Source organism: Sphingobium yanoikuyae, from assembly GCF_034424525.1.
Lineage (GTDB): Bacteria > Pseudomonadota > Alphaproteobacteria > Sphingomonadales > Sphingomonadaceae > Sphingobium > Sphingobium yanoikuyae.
Genome location: NZ_CP139979.1, coordinates 2678924 through 2700465, shown reverse-complemented (window position 1 = coordinate 2700465; position 21542 = coordinate 2678924). Strand labels below are relative to the sequence as shown.

Below are 21542 nucleotides of genomic sequence, written 5' to 3'. Positions count from 1 at the left end.
CCGGCCGGGAGTCGGGCGGACGTAGTCGTCGCCAACCTGGTCAGGTCCTGACGGAAGCAGCCACAACGATTTTTCTGCGGGTCGTTCCGGCTCCCACCTTTCCGCACAGCATCATCTCTTCGCAAGGTCCGAACGGGCTTCGACAAGCCGCATCTGAACGGTTAGGAAACAGGCATGTCCGATTCCCCTCAGCCCTATCGCGTGCTTGCGCGCAAATATCGTCCGCGCAACTTTCGCGAGCTGATCGGGCAGGACGCCATGGTCCAGACGCTGGGCAATGCGATCCGGCGCGGGCGCCTGGCCCATGCTTTCCTGATGACCGGCGTGCGCGGGGTCGGCAAGACGTCGACCGCGCGGCTGATCGCCAAGGCGCTGAACTGCATCGGCCCCGATGGGCAGGGCGGGCCGACGATCGACCCGTGCGGCGTGTGCGAACCGTGCATGGCGATTGCCGAGGGCCGGCATATCGACGTGGTCGAGATGGACGCCGCCAGCCATACCGGCGTCGACGACGTGCGCGAGATCATCGAGGCGGTGCGCTATGCCGCCGTGTCGGCGCGCTACAAGATCTACATTATCGACGAAGTCCATATGCTTTCGAAGAACGCGTTCAACGCGCTTCTGAAGACCTTGGAGGAGCCGCCGGCTCATGTGAAATTCCTGTTCGCCACGACCGAGGTGAACAAGGTGCCGGTGACGGTGCTGTCGCGCTGCCAGCGGTTCGACCTGCGCCGCATCCCGGCAGAGATGCTGGCCGGCCATTTCGCCCATGTGGTGGAAGCCGAACAGGTTGCGGCCGAACCCGATGCGCTGTCGCTGATCGCGCAGGCGGCCGAAGGCTCCGCGCGTGACGGCCTGTCGATCCTGGACCAGGCGATCGCCCACGCCGAAATGGGCGAGGGCGAGCCGATGGTCACGGCGGCGCAGGTGCGCGAGATGCTGGGCCTGTCGGATCGTGGCTCGACGCGCCGGCTGCTCGGCCTGCTGCTGGAGGGCGATACCGCCGCGCTGCTGGGCGGGGTGCGCGATCAATATGCGCTGGGGGTCGAGCCGCTGTCGCTGATGCGCGGCCTGCTGGAACTGGTGCATGCCGTCACGCTGGTGAAGGCCGGGCGCGACATTGCAACGCCGGGCCAGTCCGACGAGGAGCGCGGCGCGCTGGCCGACTGGGCGTCGCAGATCGGCTTCGGCCCGCTGCATCGATTGTGGCAGTTGATGCTCAAGGGCCATGACGAGGTGGCGACCGCCGCCCTGCCGATCGAGGCGTGCGAGATGGCGCTGCTGCGCGTGATGCATGCCGCGACCATGCCCGATCCCAGCGACCTTGCCCGGATGCTGCAGGGCGGGGTGCCGGCGGCCGCGCCGGCGCTGCCGGGCCAGGCGCCCGCCGCCGCCGCGCCCGCGCCGGAACCTGCGTCCAGCCTGCCCGCCAGCTTCGAGGATCTGATCGAAGCCTTCTGGCAGAAGAGCAAGGGCCATCTGGCGCAGGAAATGCATGATTGCGTGGGGATCATCCGCTATGATCCGCCAATGCTGGAATATCGCGGCACGGCCAGCCTGTCGCCCGACTTCGCCACCCGGATCATTCCGGCGCTGCGTGAAGTGACCGGTGTCGCCTGGACGGTGACGCAGGGCGAGGGAGAGGCGCAGCCGACCCTGCTGGCCAATGAACAGCGCCAGCTGGCCGACAGCCGCGCCGCAATTTTGGAAACCCCGGTGGTCAAGGCGGCAATGGACGCCTTCCCCGATGCCGAGCTGGTCCATTCGGACGAGCCGGAACAATGGAGTGCCGAAGCATGAAGGATCTGAACGAAATATTGGGGATGGCCAGCCGCGTGCAGGAAGAGCTGCAGCGCGCGCAGGACAATCTGGACAAGCTGGAAGTCGAGGGCGCGGCCGGTGGCGGCCTGGTCAAGGTGAAGGCGTCGGCCAAGGGCCGCATCCTGGGCGTGTCGATCGACGACAGCCTGCTGGCACCGTCGGAAAAGCAGATGCTGGAAGACCTTATCACTGCCGCGTTCAACGATGCGCGCAAGAAGGCGGACGAGGTCAGCAACACCGAAATGGGCAAGATGACGGCCGGCCTGCCGCTGCCGCCGGGCTTCAAGCTGCCCTTCTGAGCCGGCGCGCATTGCCGTTCCGGGGCTGCCGCTGGCGGATAAGCCCTTGTTCATCGTTGCAGCAATATGGTGATCGCTGATTGATTGACGCGACGGGCATCCCCATAAAGGCGATGAACCGCATGACGGGCCGCAAGTCCGGCCCTGGAGAGTGAATGACTACGCAATATCCCCTTCTGCCGCTGCGCGACATCGTCGTCTTCCCGCAGATGATCGTCCCGCTTTTCGTCGGTCGCGACAAGAGCGTCGCCGCGCTGGAAGCGGCGATGGAGGGCAATAAGGAAATCTTCCTGGTGTCCCAGCTGGACCCGGCCGAGGATGATCCGGGCAAGGACGCGCTGTATGACACCGGCGTGGTGTCGGTGGTGCTGCAGCTGCTCAAGCTGCCCGACGGCACGGTGCGCGTGCTGGTCGAGGGCAAGCATCGTGCCCAGCTGGCCGATCTGGCGCCGGCCGAAGCGGGCTATCTGGTCGCCGAGGTCGCGCCGGTCGAGGAGATCGTCGCCGAAGGTCCGGAAGCCGCTGCGTTGATGCGCTCGGTGGCCGAGCAGTTCGAGAATTACGCCAAGCTCAACAAGAAGCTGCCGGCCGAAACGCCGGTGCAGCTGCGCGAGATCGACGATGCCGGTCGCCTGGCCGATTCCGTCGCCGCCAACATCAACGTCAAGGTCGCCGACAAGCAGTCGCTGCTGGTCGAGCCCGATCCGGTCAAGCGGCTGGAGATGGTGTTCGCCTTCATGGAAGGCGAACTGGGCGTGCTGCAGGTCGAGAAGAAGATCCGTGGCCGCGTGAAGCGCCAGATGGAAAAGACCCAGCGCGAATATTATCTGAACGAGCAGCTCAAGGCGATCCAGCGCGAGCTGGGCAATGGCGAGGGCGAGGAAGGCGACGAGCTTGCCGAACTGGCCGACAAGATCGCCAAGGCGAAGCTGAGCAAGGAAGCGCGCGCCAAGGCGACGGCCGAGCTCAAGAAGCTCAAGGGCATGCAGCCCATGTCGGCCGAAGCGACGGTGGTGCGCAACTATCTCGACGTGCTGCTGGGCCTGCCCTGGGGCAAGAAGGGCCGGGTCAAGACCGACCTCAAGAAGGCGCAGGCGATCCTGGACGAGGATCATTTCGCGCTGGAGAAGGTCAAGGACCGGATCATCGAATATCTGGCGGTGCAGGCGCGCACCAACAAGCTGAAGGGGCCGATCCTGTGCCTCGTCGGCCCGCCGGGCGTCGGCAAGACGTCGCTGGGCCGTTCGATCGCCAAGGCGACCGGCCGCGAGTTCGTGCGCCAGTCGCTGGGCGGCGTGCGCGACGAGGCCGAGATCCGCGGCCATCGCCGCACCTATATCGGATCGCTGCCGGGCAAGGTCGTGTCGAACCTGAAGAAGGCGGGCACCATGAACCCGCTGTTCCTGCTCGACGAGATCGACAAGCTGGGCCAGGATTTCCGCGGCGATCCGGCATCGGCGCTGCTGGAGGTGCTGGATCCCGAACAGAACAGCAAGTTCCAGGACCATTATCTGGAGATCGACGTCGACCTGTCCGACGTGATGTTCGTGACGACGGCCAACTCGCTGAACCTGCCGCAGCCGCTGCTCGACCGCATGGAGATCATCCGGCTCGAAGGCTATACCGAGGACGAGAAGGTCGAGATCGCCCAGCGCCATCTGGTGCCCAAGCAGATCGACGCCCATGGCCTGAAGAATGGCGAGTTCGAGGTGACCGAGGCCGCGGTGCGCGACCTGATCCGTTACTATACCCGTGAAGCCGGCGTCCGCACGCTGGAGCGGGAAGTGGCGCGTCTGGCCCGCAAGGCGCTGCGCAAGATCCTGGAAGGCGCGTTCGACAAGGTCGAGATCACGCCCGAAAACCTGGCCGACTATGCCGGCGTGCGGAAATTCCGTCACGGCGTGGGCGAGGAAGAGAACCAGATCGGCGCCGTCACCGGCCTGGCCTGGACCGAGGTGGGCGGCGAACTGCTGACGATCGAGGCGGTCACCGTGCCCGGCAAGGGCCTCATCAAGACGACCGGCAAGCTGGGCGAGGTGATGAACGAATCGGTGCAGGCCGCCTTCTCCTATGTGAAGGCGCGTTCGCCCGGCTATGGCATCAAGCCGAGCCTGTTCAACCGCAAGGACATCCATATTCACCTGCCCGAGGGCGCGGTGCCCAAGGATGGTCCGTCGGCCGGCATCGGTATGGTCACGACCATCGTGTCGACCCTGACCGGCATTCCCGTCCACAAGGATGTGGCGATGACCGGCGAGGTGACGCTGCGCGGCCGGGTGCTGCCGATCGGCGGCCTCAAGGAGAAGCTGCTGGCGGCGCTGCGTGGTGGCATCAAGACGGTGTTGATCCCGCAGGAAAACGAGAAAGACCTGGCGGAAATTCCGGCCAACATCCGCGAGGGGCTGGAGATTGTTCCTGTGTCCCATGTCGACGAGGTGCTGGCGCGCGCGCTGGTGTCGAAGCCCGAGGCGATCACCTGGACCGAGGAAGATGATCTGGCGGCGCAGCCCAGTGCCGGCCAGGGTCGTGACGGCGATCCCGCTATCCGTCACTAAAAGCCCGGTTTTCGGCGCGTTTATGCCCATGGGGGCAAAAACGCGCCGACGCCGGCTTTTTTGACGCTTTCCCTTTGACACCGCTTGAAAGCTGGGCCTTATTGCCCCGCCTACGCCGCGATTCCTTGACTATCCAACATCTATAAAGGGGGTTCCCAAGGCATGAACAAGCAGGATCTTATCAGCGCGGTCGCTGAAAGCAGCGGTCTCAGCAAGAGCGACGCCAGCAAGGCGGTCGAGGGCGTGTTCGACGCCATCACCGGCGCGCTGAAGAAGGGCGACGAAGTGCGCCTGGTTGGTTTTGGCACTTTCTCCGTGTCGCAGCGCAAGGCTTCGACCGGTCGCAACCCGCGCACCGGCGAGACGATGACGATCAAGGCGTCGTCGCAGCCGAAGTTCAAGGCCGGCAAGGGCCTGAAGGATTCGGTCAACTAAGGATGCAGGCGCGCCCGCTCGGGCGCGTTTACGTCTGATGATCTGCCGGCGTCGCGGTCGGAAGTAGGTTTGCGGGAGAGTGGCGCTGCGGCAGGGGAAACCCGCCCGGCGCATGCATGTCGAAAGGAAGGGGTAGGGGCCGGGGGCCTCTGCCCCTTTTTTCATGGCCTTGTGCGGCGGATCGCGGCGATGACCGGTCCGCTGCCCTCGACCTGCTCCGCCTGCGGGGGTAGGAGGGGGCATGAGAGCGATCAGACGGGGTGTCGGGACTTCGGGCGCGGCCTTGGCGCTGCTGGGTACATTGTCGGCCTGTGGCGGGGGCAATTTCCGTCCGGTGAGCGACATGCCGGTGCGCATCGGCAAGCCCTATACGGTGCGCGGCACCACCTATGTACCGGCCGACCAGCCGGGCTATGACCTGGTCGGCTATGCCAGTTGGTATGGATCGGAATCGGGCAATCGCACCGCCAATGGCGAACGCTTCCGGCCGGGCTGGATCACGGCGGCACATACCAGCCTGCCCTTGCCCGCCTATGTCGAGGTGACGGCGCTGGATACCGGGCGGACGATCCTGGTGCGGATCAACGACCGTGGCCCCTTTTCGCGCGGCCGGATCATCGATCTGTCGCGTGGCGCGGCGGAGGAACTGGGGATTCGCGGTCAGGGCCATGCGGCGGTCCGGGTTCGCGCCGTCGATCCGTCGGAAAAGGATCGCAAGAAGCTGCGCAAGGGCAAGCCGGCGGAGGGGCGGCCGCGCGTCGGGGCGGACGAACTGGCCGTGCTGCGCGCCCGTCTGGCGGCGTCCGGCAACGATGCCGGGCGATAATTTTCATCCTTTGACATAAGCTGCTTGACGGGGGAGGGGCGGCCGCATATGTGGCCCTTCTCGCGGGGCAACAGCCCCTGTGGCGATCGTAGCTCAGTTGGTTAGAGCGCCGGTTTGTGGTACCGGAGGTCGCGGGTTCGGATCCCGTCGATCGCCCCATTTCCTTCGGGAATGCGCGAAATGAAACCCCGTCCTGCCTTGGCAGGATGGGGTTTTCGCGTTTCTGGATTCGGTGATTTTCCTGGCGCGTGGCGGCGGCTTTCCGCTGCCCTGGGCGCAACAAGAAAGGGCGCCCCTTGCGGGACGCCCTTCCTCTGCCGACTAACGCCTATGGGGCGCTTAGACTTCGGTCTAGAGCCTGATTGACGCTATCGGTGGAAGCGCGAACCGCTCCCACCTCAAGCGATCAAGCTTTAGAAGCTCGCCTTGATCATGCCGCCGATGATGCGCGGCTCGTTGATCATGCCGGTCAGGTTGTTGAAGTCGATCGCGCTGACGGCGCGGATCTGGTTGGTGATGTTGCGGGCGAAAGCCGCGATCTCATAACCATGGTTCGACTTGTAACCGACCTTGAGGCCGCCCTCCAGCGACGAACGGCCGCGGAATTCGGCCGCCGAGTAGAGGAAGTAGTTTATTTTGCTACGATAGGCCCAATCGGTATAGGCGAAGACTTCGCCCGCGTCGCCGACCGGAATGCCATAGCGCAGGGTCGCATTGGCGATGTAGCGTGGCGCCTGGGGCAGGTCATTGCCGTCCAGATAGCTGTAGGTGGTGCCGCCATCGACGAAGGTGTTGCCGGTGGGCGTACACATGCCCGAGCCGCAGACCGCCACGAAGGCGTTCTTGTCGCGGATTTCGGTGAAGTTGTAGCTGCCGCCCACGGTCAGGTTCAGGTGATCGAGCGGCTGCGCCTCCAGATTGCCTTCCAGGCCATAGCCGACCGCCTTGTTCACGTTGATCAGGCGGGCCGAGTTGCCGACGCCGCCGACCGCCGTCAGCTGCAGATCGTCGGTGTTCCAGTAATAGGCCGACAGGTCGAAGCGGACCATGTTGGCGATCGCGCCCTTGATGCCGCCTTCATAGGAGATGGTGGTCTGCTTCTTGGCGACCGAGGGGACGCTGAAGAAGGTCACGCGGTCCTGGATCGCCGGGCCCTGATAGCCGGTGGCGACGCGGCCATAGAGGTTCACGTCGGGGCTGAGCGCATAGGTGGCGCTGACGTCCCAGGACAGGTTGCTGCCCTGCGCGGTGTTGCTGAGCGGTAGGTCGACGCCGATCAGCTGCGACGAGATGCTGCTGGCGGCGAGTGCCGGATCGAGCGTGATCGTGTCGCGCTTGTCGTCGTGCGAATAACGCACGCCGGCGCGCAGCGTCAGGGCCGATGTCACCTTGGCTTCGCCCGAGGCGAACAGGCCGATATTCTCGTTGGTGTTGTTGTGCAGGATCGCACTCACCCGGTTGCCCGCGAGATCATAGGCATATTCGTTATACTTCAGGCGCTGGTGGAAGAAATAGGTGCCCGCCTGCAGGCGGATGCCGTTCATGTCGTCCGTCGCGAAGCGGAATTCCTGGCTGAATTCCTCCGGCTTGGTCACGCCGCCGGTGTTGGAGTCGAACGAGCCGACGCCGAGCTGGCCGGCGGTGCAGCCGGTATAGGGGTAGCAGCCGCCACCATCGATGTCGCCAGTGCTTTCGACGCTGGCCTTCTCATAGCCGGTGGTCGAGAAGAAGGTGCCCAGGCCGTCGACATGGAGCTGCATGCGCAGATTGCCGCCGCCCTGCTTCATCGACTGGCTGGTATAGCCGTCCAGGTTCACATGATCCTTGTCGAAGCCGTCGACGAAATGGTTGCTGCCCTGCTTGAAGATGTTGGCGCGGAACACGCGCGGGCTGCCGTCCAGGTCACGATAATGACCGCTCAGCACCGCCTTGAAGTCGCCGGCTTCATAGGCCAGCTGCACACGGCCGGCCATGTCGCGATAGCCTTCCAGCTCGCTGGCGGCGTTGCCGCCTTCATTGTCGTTCTTGACCCAGTCGTCGCGACGCTGGAGCAGGCCCGACACGCGGAAGCTGAGGCCGTCGGCGATCGGGCCGCCGATCGCGGCTTCGGCATTGACGGTGTTGTAGGTGGCCCAGGAGGCGCTGGCATAGCCGGTGAAATGATCGGTCGGCGCGGCCGAGGTCATCTTGACGACGCCCGCCGGGGTGTTGCGGCCGAACAGCGTGCCCTGCGGGCCGCGCAGCACTTCAACGCTGGCAAGGTCGAACACCGGGAAGCTCTTGAGCATCGGATTTTCGAGCGCGACATCGTCGAGCACGACCGAGACCGGCTGGGCGGCGTTGGGATCGAAATCGGTGTTGCCAAGGCCGCGGATGTAGAAGCGCGGGAAGGTGCGGCCGAACGAGCTTTCGACCTGAAGGCTGGGCGTGCGCGCGGCGAGGAAGCGGACGTCGAGGCCGCTGCTGTTGAGCGCGTCGAGCTTTTCGCCGCCGATGGCGGTCACGGCGACCGGCACGTCCTTGGCATTTTCAGCCCGGCGCGAGGCGGTGACGACGATTTCACCCAGGCCTTCGCCCGATGCGGCGGGCGCTTCGGTCTGGGCATGGGCGGCGCCGATCTGCGCCAGAGCGGTGAGAGCGACGGCGAGCGCGCCGCGCGAAATGCTGGTGAAGATATGCGAAGATGTCATATTTGGCCCCCTTGATTGGCCTGGCATCCGTTTCCCTGCTGGTGTCCGCTGTTGCGGATCGCGCGCGACGCTATGCGCGCGCGGGCCTGGGAGCAAGCAGGACTGTCGCCATTCTGTAGCATCCGTGCAACAGATTTGCCAAAATGCGACAGTCCGACCCGATGGCGCTGTCAGGCCGTGCCCCAGTGCAAAGCGCCGAAGGGACTTCGCACGGGCCGCATTGGCGATTATAGCGCGCGGATGGATGACGCACGCGACCGGGGGCTGACTCTCAACCCCAAATATGACGATCATGGCCTTATCACTGCGGTGGTGACCCATGTCACCTCGGGGGAAGTGCTGATGGTGGCGCATATGAATGCGCAGGCGCTGGCGCTGACGGTCGAGACCGGCCTGGCCCATTTCTGGTCGCGCAGCCGCCAATCACTGTGGAAGAAGGGCGAAAGCTCCGGCCATATGCTAGGCGTGCGCGACATCCGGATCGACTGTGACCAGGATGCCGTCTGGGTGCTGGCCGAGCCGGCGGGGCCGACCTGTCACACCGGTGCGCGGTCCTGCTTCTTCCGCCGGATCGGACCCGATGGGCTGAGCGCGGTCGATGAACCGGGTGTCGATGCGGCGCACTAGCCTTTTCCTGGCATGTCTTCTGGCCGGGTGCCAGCAGGCCGCGACGCCGGGCGCCGCCGCGCCCGATCGCGCCGGGGCTGCGGCTTCGGGGCTGGAGCGCGCGGCGATCGCGACCGGCGCCATTGCCGATGCGTCGAAGGTCGCGCCGGTCGGGCTGTATCAGCGGAGGCATGAGGCAGGGCGGGATTCGCTCTGCGTCCTACCCGCCAAGTCGGGCGACTATCGTTTCGGGCTGGAGGCGATCTTCGGCACCGAGCAGAGCTGCCATGGCGCAGGCACGGCGCGGCGGGCCGGCGACAAGCTGATCCTGAGCTTTTCCGGGGGCAGGAAGTGCATCATCGTCGCCCAATATGATGGCGACCAGGTGGCGCTGCCCGGCGTGGTCGACATGGCCTGTGACCGGCTGTGCGACGGGCGCGGCAATCTGGAAGGGGTGACCTTCCCGCGCATCGCCAATGATGCGGGCGCGGCATTGCGCGCGCGCGATCGCGAGGACGAACCGCTGTGCGAGGCGGACTGAACGGGGCTGGCATGTCTGCCAGCCCCGCCATGCTGATCAGCGATAGCCGGCTGCGGCGAGCAGGGCGACCAGGTCCATCCGCTTGACCTTGAGCGATTCCGGCGCCGACACGTCGATCCATTCGTCGGGCGAGTGACCCCGGCCGCCGGTCGCCGCGCGCGGGATGGTGATGGCCGGGATGCCCAGGCTCATCGGCACATTGGCGTCGGTCGAACTGAAGCTCATGCGCGCGGTGACGCCTTCGGCGGCATAGGCGGCGGCGGTATGGCGGACCAGCGCCGTGTCGGCGGCGGTGCTGCCGGCCGGACGATCGCCCACGACCTTCTTGTCGACGCGGATCGGCCCTTCCTTGATCGAGCGGGCGCCGTTTTCGGTCTCGACCGCCTTGTCCACCGTGGCCAGGAACGCCTGTTCCAGCTTGGCCAGTTCAGCCGCGCTTTCCGATCGCATGTCGACCTGCAGCCAGACTTCCTGCGGGATGGCGTTGACCGACGAGCCGCCGCCCACGACGCTGGCGCTGTAGGTCGTCTTGGGCGACTGGGGCACCGGGATCTTGTAGAGGTCGACGATCGCCTGGCTCATCGCCGCCATCGGATTGACCAGGCCGAAGGCGCCGAAGCTGTGGCCGCCGGGGCCGGTGAAGGTCAGGCGATAGCGCTTCGACCCGACGCCGCCATTGATCAGGCCATCGACCGAGCCATCGTCGATCGAGAAGAAGCTGGCGATGCGGTCCTTGTATTTGCCCTTGTGGAACAGCTGCTTCATGCCGCGCAGGTCGCCCAGGCCTTCCTCGCCGACATCGCCGACGAACAATATGTCCATCGGCGCGCTGATGTTGGCGCCGACGATCGCCTTGATCAGGCTCAACTGGGTGGCGAGGCCGGCGACATCGTCCCCGACGCCGGGCGCGTGGAGCTTGTTGCCTTCACGCCGGACCGTGACCGGCGTGCCTTCGGGAAAGACGGTGTCGAGATGGGCGGACACGACGATCAGCTTGCCGCCCGGCTTGCCGCTGCCACGGCGCAGGCCCAGCACATTGCCGCCCTCGTCAATCTCCACATCGGTAAGGCCGGCGGCGCGGAACATGTCGGCATAGGCCTTGGCCCGTGCCTCTTCCTTGAAAGGCGGCGCCGGAATCTGCGTCAGGGTGACGATATTGTCGACCCACTGCTCATGTTCGGCCTCCAGCGCGGCGAAGGCGGCCTTGACCGCCGGGCGCGCGCGGATCGCGGCAATGGCGCGGGCATCGGCCGGTGCGGTCGCGCTGGTGGGCGTGGCGGCACGGACCGGAACCGACAGGGCCGTGCTGGCCAATATTATACAGAGCGCGAACCGCTTCATTCTGGACCCCTTTTATGATGGGCGCACCGGCGTGGGCGCCGGGGTCCGTCTAGCCGGGGAGGCCGGCGCGCATCAATGGCCGATATAGCGGCCGGGGCGGTGGTTGACGAACAGCACGGCGTTGATCGCGGCGGCCGACAGGACGGACAGGCCAAAACGCTCGGCATTGAGGATCGGCAGCGAGGCGAGCAGGATCAGCACATCGCAGGCCATCTGGGTGCGACCGGCATTCCAGCCGCGCGATTTCTGCAGGATCAGCGCGACCACGCCGACGCCGCCCACGCCCGCGCCATGGCGGGCGATGGCCAGGATGCCGAAGCCGATGATCGAGCCGCCGAAAAGCGCGGCGAAGAAGGGGCTGATCCGGGCGATTTCCATCGCATAGGGCATGGCAAGGCCGACGCCCATGATCGCGATATTGGCGAACAGGGTCTTGAGGCCGAAGGCCATGCCCATCGCCCGGCCGGCGAACAGGAAGAAGGGGATGTTGATCAGCAGGAACAGCGTCGCGGGCGACAGATGGATCAGATAGGACAGCAGCAGCGCGATTCCGGCCATGCCGCCGGTCACCAGCTTTGCCTGTTTCAGCAGCATCAGCCCCATGGCGATGAAGGCGCAGCCGATGGCGATCGCATAGAAATCCTCGGCAGGACTATGCGGCCGCGCGACATGGGCGGGCGGAACGGGCAGGGCAGGAGACGGCGCCGGGGGCGTCGGGTCGATCGAGGTCATGGCATGTCCGAAAAGCGTGAGCGCCCCGTGCCATCCTCTCTTGTCGTCTTTGTCCGCGCCCATAGTCGCAGACGGGCATTCTGAAAAGGGGCGTTAACCGGCGTCGACCTGTTTCGGGCCGAAGCGGTCGATCGCCTCGAACAGGCGTGTGAGCGCGATCCGTTCCTCCGCGTGGATTTCCGGGCGCCAGACTTCGAACAGCAGGATGACGCGGGTGTCATTGCCCCGGTTCCAGGCCTCATGTTCGATGCTGTCGTCGAAGATCAGCATTTCGCCCGGCACCCAGGCGCGGGTCTGCGCACCGACCCGCAGCGCGCAATTGTCGGCCACGATCAGCGGCAGATGACAGATCAGGCGGGTGTTGAGCAGGCCATGATGCGGCTGGATATGGGTGCCGGGCTTTAGCAGCGACCAGAGCGCCATGGGCGAACGGCCGGTAATCATCGGGCGATCGGCATGGTCGAGCGCGGCCATGACGGCGGGGCAGCGGGCGGCATGGTCCGCCACGATCTCGCCCTGTTGCCAGAAATAATAGGCGCCCCAGGAGGGATCGTCGCGCAGCGGGTTGTTGGGCGCCGGGCGATCGGTGGGCGTCTGGACATAGGGCGCGAAATCGGGCGCGCCGGCACGGACGTCGTTCAGTTCGGCGATGATGGCGTCGGTTGCCGCCTCGACCGCCGGCACCCAGGCAAATTCGTCGCGCTCGTAAAAGGCGCGCTGCGGCAGGCCGGGGAAATAGAACATGCTGGGTTGTTGCAGATAGAGTTCGCTTTTCCCCAGCAGCAGGTCGGTCGCGTGCGTAATCCGGGGCAGGGCGGGCAGATCGGCGATGGCGGCGCTCAGATGATCCTCGAACTTGCGGCCGGACTGGGCGATGCTGGCCTGCGCCTGTTGCAGCAGCGGTTGCAGCGCGGGGGGCGCGCCGGTGGCGGCCGCCTGCGCCAGGGCACCGCGGAACCAGATCGATGCACCGCGCTCGTCGCCGCGCCGGATCAGGTTCTGGCCCATTGCCAGCATGGCGGGCAGGTTGCGCATATCCTGTTGCAGGATGCGGTTGAGTGCCGCCTGCTCGCCGTCCAGATCGCCCAGTCGATTGCAGGCCTGGGCCAGCAGCATGGCCGGAGGATCGGCCATTTCGGAGAGGGTGGCGCGCGCCACGGCCGCGTCGCCGCGGCGCAATGCGGCGATCGCCGCGTCCTGCAAAGTCTGTTCGCGTGCCCGATCCGTCATCCACCCGCCTTAACCAGCGGAACGGATGGAAGGAAGCGGCTTATTCGCAGGGCACCAGCGCGGGCTGGGCGCTGCGCCGTGCGGTGGCGATGGCGACCAGATAGATGGCCAGGCCGCCCAGCGACAAGGCGCAGCCGATCCAGCCGGTCGACACCAGGCCATAGCCTGCCGCGATCGACAGGCCGCCGAGCCAGGGGCCGAGCGCATTGGCGATGTTGAAGGCGCTATGGTGCAGTGCGGCGGCCAGCGTCTGGGCGTCGCCCGCAACGTCCATCAGTCGCGCCTGCAACGGCGTGCCCATGCCGCCGCCAATGCCGATCAGGAAGACGATGAGGCTGAGGCTCCAGATATTCCCGGCCATGAAGGGGAAGAGGGCCAGCGCCACGGCGCTCCACACGAGGATGCCGATGACGGTGCGGTTGAGCGCGCGGTCGGCGAGCCAGGCGACGGCGAGATTGCCGACCGTCATGCCCAGGCCAAAGACGATCAGGATCAGTGGCACCAGGGTTTCGGACACATGGGTCACCTCGATCATGGTCGAGGCGACATAGGTGTAGACCGCGAACAGGCCGCCAAAGCCGATCGCGCCGGTCAGCAGGGTCAGCCAGACCTGCGACTTGCCGAGTGCGCTCAGTTCGCGCATCGGGCTGGCCTTCGGGTCGCCGGCATCGCGCGGGGCGTAGAGGGCAACGAGGCTCATGGTCAGCACGGCGAGCGCGCAGACCACGAAGAAGCCCGAGCGCCAGCCCAGTATCTGGCCCATCCAGTTGGCAACGGGCACGCCCAATACCGTGGCGATGGTCAGGCCCGACATCACCTTGGCAATGGCTAGCGTGCGCTTCTCGATCGGCACCAGGCTGGCCGCGACCAGGGCGGCGACACCGAAATAGGCGCCATGGGGCAGGCCCGAAAGGAAGCGGAACAGCAGCATCCAGTGATAGCTGGGCGACAGCGCCGACAGGCCGTTGCCGACCGCGAACATCGCCATCAGCGCGATCAGCAGCGTGCGGCGCGGCAGACGCGCGGCAAAGGCGGCGATCAGCGGCGCGCCGACCACCACGCCCAGCGCATAGGCGCTGATCGCATGGCCTGCGGTCGGCAGGTCGATGTGCAGGTCGCGCGCGAAGAAGGGCAGCAGGCTCATGGAGGCGAATTCGGTCGTGCCGATCGCAAAGGCGCCCACGGACAGCGCGAAAAGGACGAGCGCGGGGTGCGCCTTGTGGGACTGGCTGCCCATGACAAGCTCCATGCTGCAATGCAAAATGACGGAAGTCCGCCAGATGGGCCGAGTGACAGCGTTGGTCAAGGCTGCATACGTATGAGATTCTTGCAACTGGCAACGCATCTGGTGCAACGCGGCATCGAATGACGCTTTTTCATTTTATCGTATATGGTATTCGACAGGCATGGGCAGGAACGAGATGAACGGGCAGGGCGCCGTGCTGGCGGGGGCGGGAGCCGTGCTGGCGTCGCTGCTGTCGATGAACATGGGCGCGGCCTTTGCCAAGACATTGTTCCCGATCGTCGGTGCCTTTGGCATCGCGGCGCTGCGCATCTTCCTGGCGGCGATCCTGCTGATGCTGTTCCGGCGGCCATGGCGCCGACCGATCCCGGCCGATGTGCGCTGGCCGCTGCTGATCTATGGCGCGACCCTCGCGCTGATGAACTTGCTCATCTATCAGGCATTCGCCCGCATCCCGCTCGGCATCGCCATGGCCATCGAGGTGACGGGGCCGCTGGCGATCGTGCTGTTCGGGTCGCGCCGGCCGCGCGATTTCCTGTGGCTGGGAGCGGCGGTGATCGGCCTGCTGCTGCTCTTGCCGCTGCGCAGCGACGCCGTGCTTGATCCTTTGGGTGTCATTTTCGCTGTCGGGGCGGCGGCCTGCTGGGCGCTGTATATCCTGACCGGCAAGCGGGTGTCGGGTGCGCTGCGCGGCGATGCGGTTGCCTGGGGCATGCTGGCGGCGGCGATCCTGGTGCTGCCGGTCGGGCTGACCCATGCCGGCGCGTCGCTCTTTTCGCCCTGGGTGCTGATGGTCGGGCTGGCGATCGCCCTGCTGTCGAGCGCCTTGCCCTATTCGCTGGAGATGGAGGCGATGCGGCGCCTGCCCGCGCCGGTGTTCGGCCTGTTGCTGAGCGCGGCGCCGGCGATCGGCGCGCTGGCCGGCTTCGTCGTGCTGGGCGAGCGGCTGACGGCGCTGCAGGGCGTGGCGATATTCTGCATCATCGCGGCATCAGGCGGCAGCGCGCTGACGGTGCGTCATGCGCCTGCGATCGAGGATGCGCCGCAATAGGGCGGTCAGCCGCTGACGACAGCCTTGCTGGTGTCCAGCATCTTGCCATTGGTGATGATGACCATGTCGCCGACCTTGGTGACGCCGAACAGCTTCTGCGCAAATTCCTTGGGCACGCCGATGCAGCCATGGGTGGCATAGCCCCATTTGACGTCGCTGCCATGGATGGCGACGCCGTCGCTGGTCAGCCGCTGCATATAGGGCATGGGCGCGTTATTGTAGGTGCTGGAATAATGGTCGGCGTCCTTCTGCATGATCGGGAAGGCGCCCAAGGGGCTCTGCTTGTCGGTCGCGCCATAGAGGATGACGGCGGCGCCGATTTCATAGCCGTCGCGGAAGACGGAGAGGGTCTGGGCTTTCAGGTCGACGGTGATGATGACCGGCCCCTTGGCCGGTGCGCCTTCCTCGTCCCAGGCATAGTCGCCATGCTCGAAAGGCCCCTCGATCTTGAGCACGCGCTTGACCGCCAGGGCGTGGGGATCGACCTTCATGCCCTGATCGCTGCGTCGCTCGACCAGCGGCAGCGGCTTGGGCGCGGCGGCGGCCTCGGCCGGTTTGGCCTGGGTCGCGGTGCCGGCGTTGCGATCGATCTTGTCGGTCAGCAGCAGCGCGCCGCCGCCCAGGACGGCGCCGATCAGCAGTTTCGGGCCAAGGCTGCGAGCCAATGTGCCGATGACGCCTGCCATGATCTTCCTCGCTTCATCCTTTGCCGGTCAAGCTAACAGCCTAACCGGCAAAGGTTAAGGTCAGCCTTCGCGCGCCACTTCGGCGGCGGCGATGGCGGTCAGGTTGAGGATGCCGCGCGCGGTGACGCCGGGCGTCAGCACATGGATCGGCTGGGCGGTGCCGATCAGCATCGGCCCGACCGTGGGCGAGCTGGACGAAGCGCCGAGCGCCGTCAGCGTGATATTGGCCGCGTCGAGGTTCGGCATCACCAGCAGGTTGGCCGGCCCCTCGAACCGGGAGTCGGGGATCAGCCGTTCGCGCAGCGCCTGGCTGAGCGCGGCGTCGGCGTGCATTTCGCCATCGACCGCCAGCTCCGGTGCGGCCTGGCGCACCAGATCGAGCGCGGCGCGCATCTTGCGGGCGCTGGGGCTGTTCGACGCACCGAAATTGGAGTGCGACAGCAGCGCGACGCGCGGCTTCAGGCCGAAATGCTGCAACTCGGTCGACGCCAGCAGCGTCATTTCCGCAATCTGGTCGGGGGTCGGGTCCGGCACCATATGGGTGTCGGTGATGAACAGCGCGCCGGCGTCCAGGATCAGGCCCGACAGCGCATAGATGCGGCTGTGGTTGGGCGCGCGATCGATGATGCGCAGCACATGTTCGACCTGGCCCCAATATTCGGAGCGGCCACCGACCAGCGCGGCGTCGACCCGGCCGGTACGCAGCAGCATGGCGGCGGTGACGGTCGGGCGGCGATAGACATGGCGCAGGATTTCGTCTGGCGGCACGCCCTTGCGCGCGGCGATGGCGCGATAGGCCTCGACCAGTTCGCGCATGATGTCATGATCCGTCTCGGGATCGATCACCTCGACATCGCGGTCGAGCTGGAAGCTGAGGCCCATGTCGGCCAGCTTCTGTTCCAGCAGGCGGCGGCGCGCCACGATGGTCGGCTTGACGATGCCTTCGTCCAGGCCATCCTGGATCGCGCGCAGCACGCGCTCATCCTCGCCCTCGCCATAGACGATGCGGCACTGGCTACCGCGCGCGGCATGGAAGACCGGCAGCATCAGCTGACCCGAGCGGGTGTTCTGGTGCGACAGGGCGCGCTTATATTCTTCCAGGTCCAGCGTCTTGGTGGCGACGCCGCTGTCCATCGCCGCCTTGGCCACGGCACCGGCAATCTCGCCGATCAGGCGCGGATCGAACGGGGTCGGGATGATGTAATCGGCGCCGAACACCAGCTTGCGACCGCCATAGGCCTGCGCCACGCTGTCATGCGCGGGCATGCGGGCGAGGGCGGCGATCGCGTCGGCGGCGGCGACCTTCATCGCTTCGTTGATCTGGGTCGCGCCGCAATCCAGCGCGCCGCGGAAGATATAGGGGAAGCACAGGACGTTGTTGACCTGGTTGGGATAGTCCGACCGGCCGGTGGCGATGATCGCGTCCGGACGCACTTCGCGCGCGGCTTCCGGGCGGATTTCCGGCTCCGGATTGGCGAGCGCGAAGATCAGCGGATTGGGCGCCATCAGCGGCAGCCATTCCGGCTTCAGCACGCCCGGCGCCGAAAGGCCCAGGAACAGGTTGGCGCCCGGCAGCACGTCGGGCAGGGTGCGCGCGTTGGTGTCGCGGGCATAGCGCGCCATGTTGGGCAGCATGCCTTCGCGGCCCGAATGGATGACGCCGTCCTTGTCGGTCATCGTCACATTGTCGATCGGCAGGCCCATCGAGACGAGCAGGTCGACGCAGGCGAGCGCGGCGGCACCGGCGCCCGAAGTGACCAGCTTGGCGTCGGCCAGGGTCTTGCCCTGCAGCACCAGCGCGTTGCGTACGGCGGCGGCGACGACGATGGCGGTGCCATGCTGGTCGTCATGGAAGACCGGAATGTTCATCCGTTCCTTCAGGCGCCGTTCGATCTCGAAACATTCGGGCGCCTTGATGTCTTCCAGATTGATGCCGCCAAAGGTCGGCTCCAGCAGGGCGACGGCTTCGACGAACTTGTCCGTGTCGGTGGTGTCGACTTCGATGTCGAACACGTCGATGTCGGCGAACTTCTTGAAGAGGACGGCCTTGCCTTCCATCACCGGCTTCGACGCCAGCGCGCCGATCGCGCCGAGGCCGAGGACGGCGGTGCCGTTGGAGATGACCGCGACCAGATTGCCGCGCGCGGTATAGTCCAGCGCCTTGGCGGGATCGGCAGCGATCTCCTCGCAAGGAGCGGCCACCCCCGGCGAATAGGCCAGCGCCAGATCGCGCTGGTTCACCATGCGCTTGGTCGGCTCGATCGCGAGCTTACCGGGCTGGGGAAGGCGGTGATAGTCTAGGGCGGCGCGGCGGGTGTTATCGTCCATGCGATGCGCCTTAGAGACTGTGTTCCGCTAGGGCAAGCCAGTGCGGTCCGTCCGCGACTCCCACGGCGGCGCAAGGGCATATTGCGCAGCAAGAAAGTCGACGAAGGCGGTGATGGCCAGCGGCGGATTGGCCTGTGGCAGTTGCACGGCATAGAGGGCGACGTCGCTCGACCCTTCATGATCGGGCAGGATCTGGCGCACGTCGCCCTGCGCCAGCGCGTCGCTGATGTCCCACAGCGAACGCAGCGCGATGCCGCTGCCCGACAGCGCCAGTTCGCGCACGACTTCGCTGCTGTTGGTGCGGATATGGCTGTGGCCATCGATCGCGACCGGCCCCTTGGGACCGATCAGGCGCCAGGGTAGCTGGCCGTCGGCGGCGAGCAGGCGGTGCTGCTTGAGGTCGGCGATGCGGCGCGGCGTGCCGAAGCGCTCAAGATAGGCGGGCGCGGCGCACAGGATGCGGCGATTGGGCGCCAGCCGCCGGGCGGTGAGGCCGGCACCCGGATCGGCGGCGATACGGATGGCCAGGTCCGCCCGGCTTTCGATCAGATCGACATAGTCGTCCGACAGGTCGAGCCGCAGCTCGATACGGGGATGGTCGTCCAGGAAAGGCTGGAGATAGGGCGCGAGATGCATGCGGCCAAAGGATGTCGGAGCGGTGATTCGCAGGGGGCCGGACGCAATCGCCGACACGCCCGACACGCGACGTTCGGCTTCGTCGAGGGAGGCGAGGATCGCGCGCAGGTCGCCATGGAGCCGCTCGCCCGCCGGGGTCAGCGCGAGCCGGCGGGTGGTGCGGTGGATCAGCCGGGCGCCCAGCCTGTCCTCCAGCCGGGCCAGCCGCTTGGACATCATCGCCGGCGATATGTGGAGCCGCCGTCCAGCGGCCGCCAGCCCGCCTTCATCGACGATGCTCACGAACAATTCATGGTCCGGGTCCATCATATTCGTTCACCACAGGAAAGTCTCTATTCGAATAATAGCGCCTACACGGCATAATTGGAAAGGCGTAAAAGGACGGCATAGCAAGGAGTGGATTGCATGACCGACCGTATGACGGACCGCGCCGGCCTGAAGGTTGCCGCAACGCTGGCCGACTTCATCGAGCAGCGCGCGCTGCCGGGCACGGGCATTGATGCCGACGCCTTCTGGGCGGGCACTGCCGACATATTGGCGCGCTTCACCCCCGACAATGCGGCGCTGCTGCGCACGCGCGATGACCTGCAAACGCAGATCGATGCCTGGCATCAGGTGCGCCGGGGACAGGTGCACAACGCCGCCGCCTATCAGGCCTTCCTGCGCGAGATCGGCTATCTGGTCGAGGAACCCGCGCCGTTCGCGATCGGCAGCGAGAATGTCGACGCTGAAGTCGCCCGCACGGCCGGGCCGCAGCTGGTCGTCCCGATCCTCAACGCCCGTTTCCTGCTGAACGCCGCCAATGCGCGCTGGGGCAGCCTGTATGACGCGCTCTATGGCACGGATGCCATAGCGGGCGCGGCTTCGGGCAAGGGCTATGATGCGGCGCGCGGGGCGCAGGTCATCGCCTGGGCCAAGGCGTTTCTGGACGATGCGGTTCCGCTGGCGACGGGACGCTGGGCCGATCTGGCGGGCGGAGAAATCGTCCTGGCCGATCCGGCGCAGTTTGTCGGCACCAGCGAGAAGGGCAGGCTGTTCCGTCATCATGGCCTGCATATCGAGGTCGTCTTCGATTCCGCGCATCCGATCGGCGCGACCGATCCCGCCGGCATATCCGACGTCATCCTGGAATCCGCGCTGACCACCATCTGCGACCTGGAGGATTCGGTCGCGGCGGTCGATGCGGCGGACAAGGTTACCGCCTATGCCAACTGGCTGGGGCTGATGCAGGGCGACCTGACCGAGACGTTCGAGAAGGGCGGGCGGCAGATGACCCGCGCGCTCAATCCCGATCGCGCTTATGCTGCGCCCGATGGCAGCAGCTTCACGTTGCCGGGCCGCAGCCTGTTGTTCGTCCGCAATGTCGGCCATCTGATGACCAATCCGGCGATTGCGCTGCCCGATGGGCAGGACGCGCCCGAGGGGATCATCGACGGCATCGTCACCAGCCTGATCGCGCTGCATGATCTGGCCAAGGCGGATGGCAACAGCCGCGCGGGTAGCGTCTATATCGTCAAGCCCAAGATGCACGGGCCACAGGAAGCCGCCTTCACCAACCGCCTGTTCGACGCGATCGAGGATATGCTGGGCATGGCGCGCCACACAATCAAGGTTGGCGTCATGGACGAGGAGCGGCGCACATCGGCCAATCTGGCGGCCTGCATCCACGCCGTCCGCGACCGGATCGTCTTCATCAATACCGGCTTCCTCGACCGCACCGGGGACGAGATGCACACGTCGATGCAGGCCGGGCCGATGATCCGCAAGGGCGAGATGAAGGCGAGCGACTGGATCACGGCCTATGAGGATCGCAATGTCCAGATCGGCCTTGCCTGCGGCCTGTCGGGTCGGGCGCAGATCGGCAAGGGCATGTGGGCGGCGCCCGATCGCATGGCGGACATGCTGGAGCAGAAGATCGGCCATCCCAAGAGTGGCGCCAACACCGCCTGGGTTCCGTCCCCGACGGCGGCGACGCTGCACGCGACCCATTATCACCGCGTCGACGTCTTTGCCCGTCAGGAAGAACGCAAGGCCGAGGGCATTGCGTCGCTCGACAAGTTGCTGACCATTCCCGTCGCGGTCGGCCGCAATTTCTCCGACGAAGAGATCGCGCAGGAACTGGACAATAATGCGCAGGGCATATTGGGCTATGTCGTCCGCTGGATCGACCAGGGTGTCGGCTGTTCCAAGGTTCCCGATATCCATGATGTCGGCCTGATGGAGGATCGCGCGACCTTGCGCATTTCCTCGCAGCATATGGCCAACTGGCTGCTGCACGGCGTCTGCACCGCGGAACAGGTTGATGCTGCGCTGACCCGCATGGCGGCCAAGGTCGATGCGCAGAATGAAGCCGATCCGCTCTATCAGCCGATGAGCGGGCGGGAGGGCGAGAGCCTGGCCTTCCAGGCTGCGCGCGCCCTGGTGTTCGAGGGTGTCGCGCAGCCCAATGGCTATACCGAGCCGTTGCTGCACGCCTATCGCGCCCGCGCCAAGGCGGAGGAAGTCCTCGAGATAGCGTAAAC

At 66.1% G+C, this 21542-nt stretch carries 17 protein-coding genes, 1 tRNA gene and 1 other RNA gene; 11 read left to right on the top strand and 8 right to left on the bottom strand.

Annotated features, from left to right (window positions below; translation table 11 throughout):
• Positions 1-3: 3 nt before the first annotated feature.
• From ffs to U0025_RS12380, 7 genes are all read left to right on the top strand, one after another.
• Positions 4-101: signal recognition particle sRNA small type (ffs, locus tag U0025_RS12410), an RNA gene on the top strand.
• Between the two features lie 73 nt (positions 102-174).
• On the top strand, positions 175-1800 hold the full coding sequence (locus U0025_RS12405; RefSeq protein WP_004207702.1) for a DNA polymerase III subunit gamma/tau: 1626 nt from the start codon (positions 175-177) through the stop codon (positions 1798-1800).
• Positions 1797-2120: a YbaB/EbfC family nucleoid-associated protein gene (locus tag U0025_RS12400; protein WP_004207701.1), complete on the top strand. Its 324-nt coding sequence runs from the start codon at positions 1797-1799 to the stop codon at positions 2118-2120. Before U0025_RS12405 ends, U0025_RS12400 begins: the two co-directional genes overlap by 4 nt.
• A gap of 155 nt (positions 2121-2275) precedes the next feature.
• Positions 2276-4675: an endopeptidase La gene (lon, locus tag U0025_RS12395; RefSeq protein ID WP_004207700.1), complete on the top strand. Its 2400-nt coding sequence runs from the start codon at positions 2276-2278 to the stop codon at positions 4673-4675.
• 162 nt (positions 4676-4837) lie between these two features.
• Positions 4838-5110 (top strand): HU family DNA-binding protein, encoded by a 273-nt coding sequence (locus U0025_RS12390; protein ID WP_004207699.1) that lies wholly within the window; start codon positions 4838-4840, stop codon positions 5108-5110.
• A gap of 241 nt (positions 5111-5351) precedes the next feature.
• A complete protein-coding gene (locus U0025_RS12385) occupies positions 5352-5936 on the top strand; it encodes a septal ring lytic transglycosylase RlpA family protein (RefSeq protein WP_004207698.1) in 585 nt (194 codons plus the stop codon).
• A gap of 82 nt (positions 5937-6018) precedes the next feature.
• Positions 6019-6095: transfer RNA gene (locus tag U0025_RS12380), tRNA-His, on the top strand.
• 254 nt (positions 6096-6349) lie between these two features.
• On the opposite strand, the gene U0025_RS12375 is transcribed toward U0025_RS12380, so the two are convergent.
• Entirely contained in the window at positions 6350-8626 is a 2277-nt protein-coding gene (locus U0025_RS12375) for a TonB-dependent receptor (RefSeq protein ID WP_004207697.1), read from the bottom strand.
• A 240-nt stretch (positions 8627-8866) separates the two neighbouring features.
• On the opposite strand from U0025_RS12375, the gene hisI reads away from it, so the two are divergent.
• Positions 8867-9253, top strand: coding sequence for a phosphoribosyl-AMP cyclohydrolase (gene hisI, locus U0025_RS12370; protein ID WP_004207696.1), 387 nt, complete (start codon positions 8867-8869; stop codon positions 9251-9253).
• Complete coding sequence (locus U0025_RS12365) at positions 9240-9773, top strand: hypothetical protein (protein ID WP_037490277.1); 534 nt, start codon at positions 9240-9242, stop codon at positions 9771-9773. The genes hisI and U0025_RS12365 overlap by 14 nt, the downstream gene beginning before the upstream one ends.
• Before the next feature lie 36 nt (positions 9774-9809).
• Here U0025_RS12365 and U0025_RS12360 read toward each other — a convergent pair whose 3' ends face one another.
• The 4 genes from U0025_RS12360 to U0025_RS12345 form a co-directional block, all read right to left on the bottom strand.
• Positions 9810-11114 (bottom strand): M20/M25/M40 family metallo-hydrolase, encoded by a 1305-nt coding sequence (locus U0025_RS12360; protein WP_004207694.1) that lies wholly within the window; start codon positions 11112-11114, stop codon positions 9810-9812.
• A 72-nt stretch (positions 11115-11186) separates the two neighbouring features.
• Positions 11187-11846 (bottom strand): YitT family protein, encoded by a 660-nt coding sequence (locus U0025_RS12355; protein WP_004207693.1) that lies wholly within the window; start codon positions 11844-11846, stop codon positions 11187-11189.
• A gap of 93 nt (positions 11847-11939) precedes the next feature.
• The gene (locus U0025_RS12350) at positions 11940-13076 is read right to left on the bottom strand and encodes an aspartyl/asparaginyl beta-hydroxylase domain-containing protein (protein ID WP_004207692.1); all 1137 of its coding nucleotides are present in this window, start codon (positions 13074-13076) and stop codon (positions 11940-11942) included.
• A gap of 40 nt (positions 13077-13116) precedes the next feature.
• Positions 13117-14313, bottom strand: a complete 1197-nt coding sequence (locus U0025_RS12345; protein WP_004207691.1) for an MFS transporter — start codon at positions 14311-14313, stop codon at positions 13117-13119.
• Positions 14314-14497: 184 nt separating this feature from the next.
• Here U0025_RS12345 and U0025_RS12340 point away from each other — a divergent pair, with 184 nt between their 5' ends.
• The gene (locus tag U0025_RS12340) at positions 14498-15370 is read left to right on the top strand and encodes an EamA family transporter (protein ID WP_004207690.1); all 873 of its coding nucleotides are present in this window, start codon (positions 14498-14500) and stop codon (positions 15368-15370) included.
• A gap of 5 nt (positions 15371-15375) precedes the next feature.
• Here U0025_RS12340 and U0025_RS12335 read toward each other — a convergent pair whose 3' ends face one another.
• The 3 genes from U0025_RS12335 to U0025_RS12325 are packed head-to-tail and all read right to left on the bottom strand — an operon-like array spanning position 15376 to position 19329.
• Positions 15376-16056 carry a L,D-transpeptidase family protein gene (locus U0025_RS12335; protein ID WP_004207689.1) on the bottom strand — a complete coding sequence of 227 codons (681 nt, stop codon included), beginning with the start codon at positions 16054-16056 and terminating at the stop codon, positions 15376-15378.
• A gap of 60 nt (positions 16057-16116) precedes the next feature.
• Positions 16117-18384, bottom strand: coding sequence for an NADP-dependent malic enzyme (locus U0025_RS12330; RefSeq protein ID WP_004207688.1), 2268 nt, complete (start codon positions 18382-18384; stop codon positions 16117-16119).
• 27 nt (positions 18385-18411) lie between these two features.
• Entirely contained in the window at positions 18412-19329 is a 918-nt protein-coding gene (locus U0025_RS12325; protein WP_037490274.1) for a LysR family transcriptional regulator, read from the bottom strand.
• 96 nt (positions 19330-19425) lie between these two features.
• On the opposite strand from U0025_RS12325, the gene U0025_RS12320 reads away from it, so the two are divergent.
• Positions 19426-21540, top strand: a complete 2115-nt coding sequence (locus U0025_RS12320) for a malate synthase G (RefSeq protein ID WP_004207686.1) — start codon at positions 19426-19428, stop codon at positions 21538-21540.
• Positions 21541-21542 lie beyond the last annotated feature (2 nt).

Excerpts from the sequence above, each read along its gene's own strand:
- U0025_RS12365 (WP_037490277.1), top strand. The coding sequence starts at position 9,240 with ATGCGGCGCACTAGCCTTTTCCTGGCATGTCTTCTGGCCGGGTGCCAG.
- U0025_RS12405 (WP_004207702.1), top strand. The coding sequence starts at position 175 with ATGTCCGATTCCCCTCAGCCCTATCGCGTGCTTGCGCGCAAATATCGT.
- U0025_RS12325 (WP_037490274.1), bottom strand. The coding sequence starts at position 19,329 with ATGATGGACCCGGACCATGAATTGTTCGTGAGCATCGTCGATGAAGGC.
- hisI (WP_004207696.1), top strand. The coding sequence starts at position 8,867 with ATGGATGACGCACGCGACCGGGGGCTGACTCTCAACCCCAAATATGAC.
- U0025_RS12330 (WP_004207688.1), bottom strand. The coding sequence starts at position 18,384 with ATGGACGATAACACCCGCCGCGCCGCCCTAGACTATCACCGCCTTCCC.
- U0025_RS12320 (WP_004207686.1), top strand. The coding sequence starts at position 19,426 with ATGACCGACCGTATGACGGACCGCGCCGGCCTGAAGGTTGCCGCAACG.
- U0025_RS12360 (WP_004207694.1), bottom strand. The coding sequence starts at position 11,114 with ATGAAGCGGTTCGCGCTCTGTATAATATTGGCCAGCACGGCCCTGTCG.
- lon (WP_004207700.1), top strand. The coding sequence starts at position 2,276 with ATGACTACGCAATATCCCCTTCTGCCGCTGCGCGACATCGTCGTCTTC.
- U0025_RS12390 (WP_004207699.1), top strand. The coding sequence starts at position 4,838 with ATGAACAAGCAGGATCTTATCAGCGCGGTCGCTGAAAGCAGCGGTCTC.
- U0025_RS12385 (WP_004207698.1), top strand. The coding sequence starts at position 5,352 with ATGAGAGCGATCAGACGGGGTGTCGGGACTTCGGGCGCGGCCTTGGCG.
- U0025_RS12355 (WP_004207693.1), bottom strand. The coding sequence starts at position 11,846 with ATGACCTCGATCGACCCGACGCCCCCGGCGCCGTCTCCTGCCCTGCCC.
- U0025_RS12400 (WP_004207701.1), top strand. The coding sequence starts at position 1,797 with ATGAAGGATCTGAACGAAATATTGGGGATGGCCAGCCGCGTGCAGGAA.
- U0025_RS12375 (WP_004207697.1), bottom strand. The coding sequence starts at position 8,626 with ATGACATCTTCGCATATCTTCACCAGCATTTCGCGCGGCGCGCTCGCC.
- U0025_RS12345 (WP_004207691.1), bottom strand. The coding sequence starts at position 14,313 with ATGGGCAGCCAGTCCCACAAGGCGCACCCCGCGCTCGTCCTTTTCGCG.
- U0025_RS12340 (WP_004207690.1), top strand. The coding sequence starts at position 14,498 with ATGAACGGGCAGGGCGCCGTGCTGGCGGGGGCGGGAGCCGTGCTGGCG.
- U0025_RS12350 (WP_004207692.1), bottom strand. The coding sequence starts at position 13,076 with ATGACGGATCGGGCACGCGAACAGACTTTGCAGGACGCGGCGATCGCC.
- U0025_RS12335 (WP_004207689.1), bottom strand. The coding sequence starts at position 16,056 with ATGGCAGGCGTCATCGGCACATTGGCTCGCAGCCTTGGCCCGAAACTG.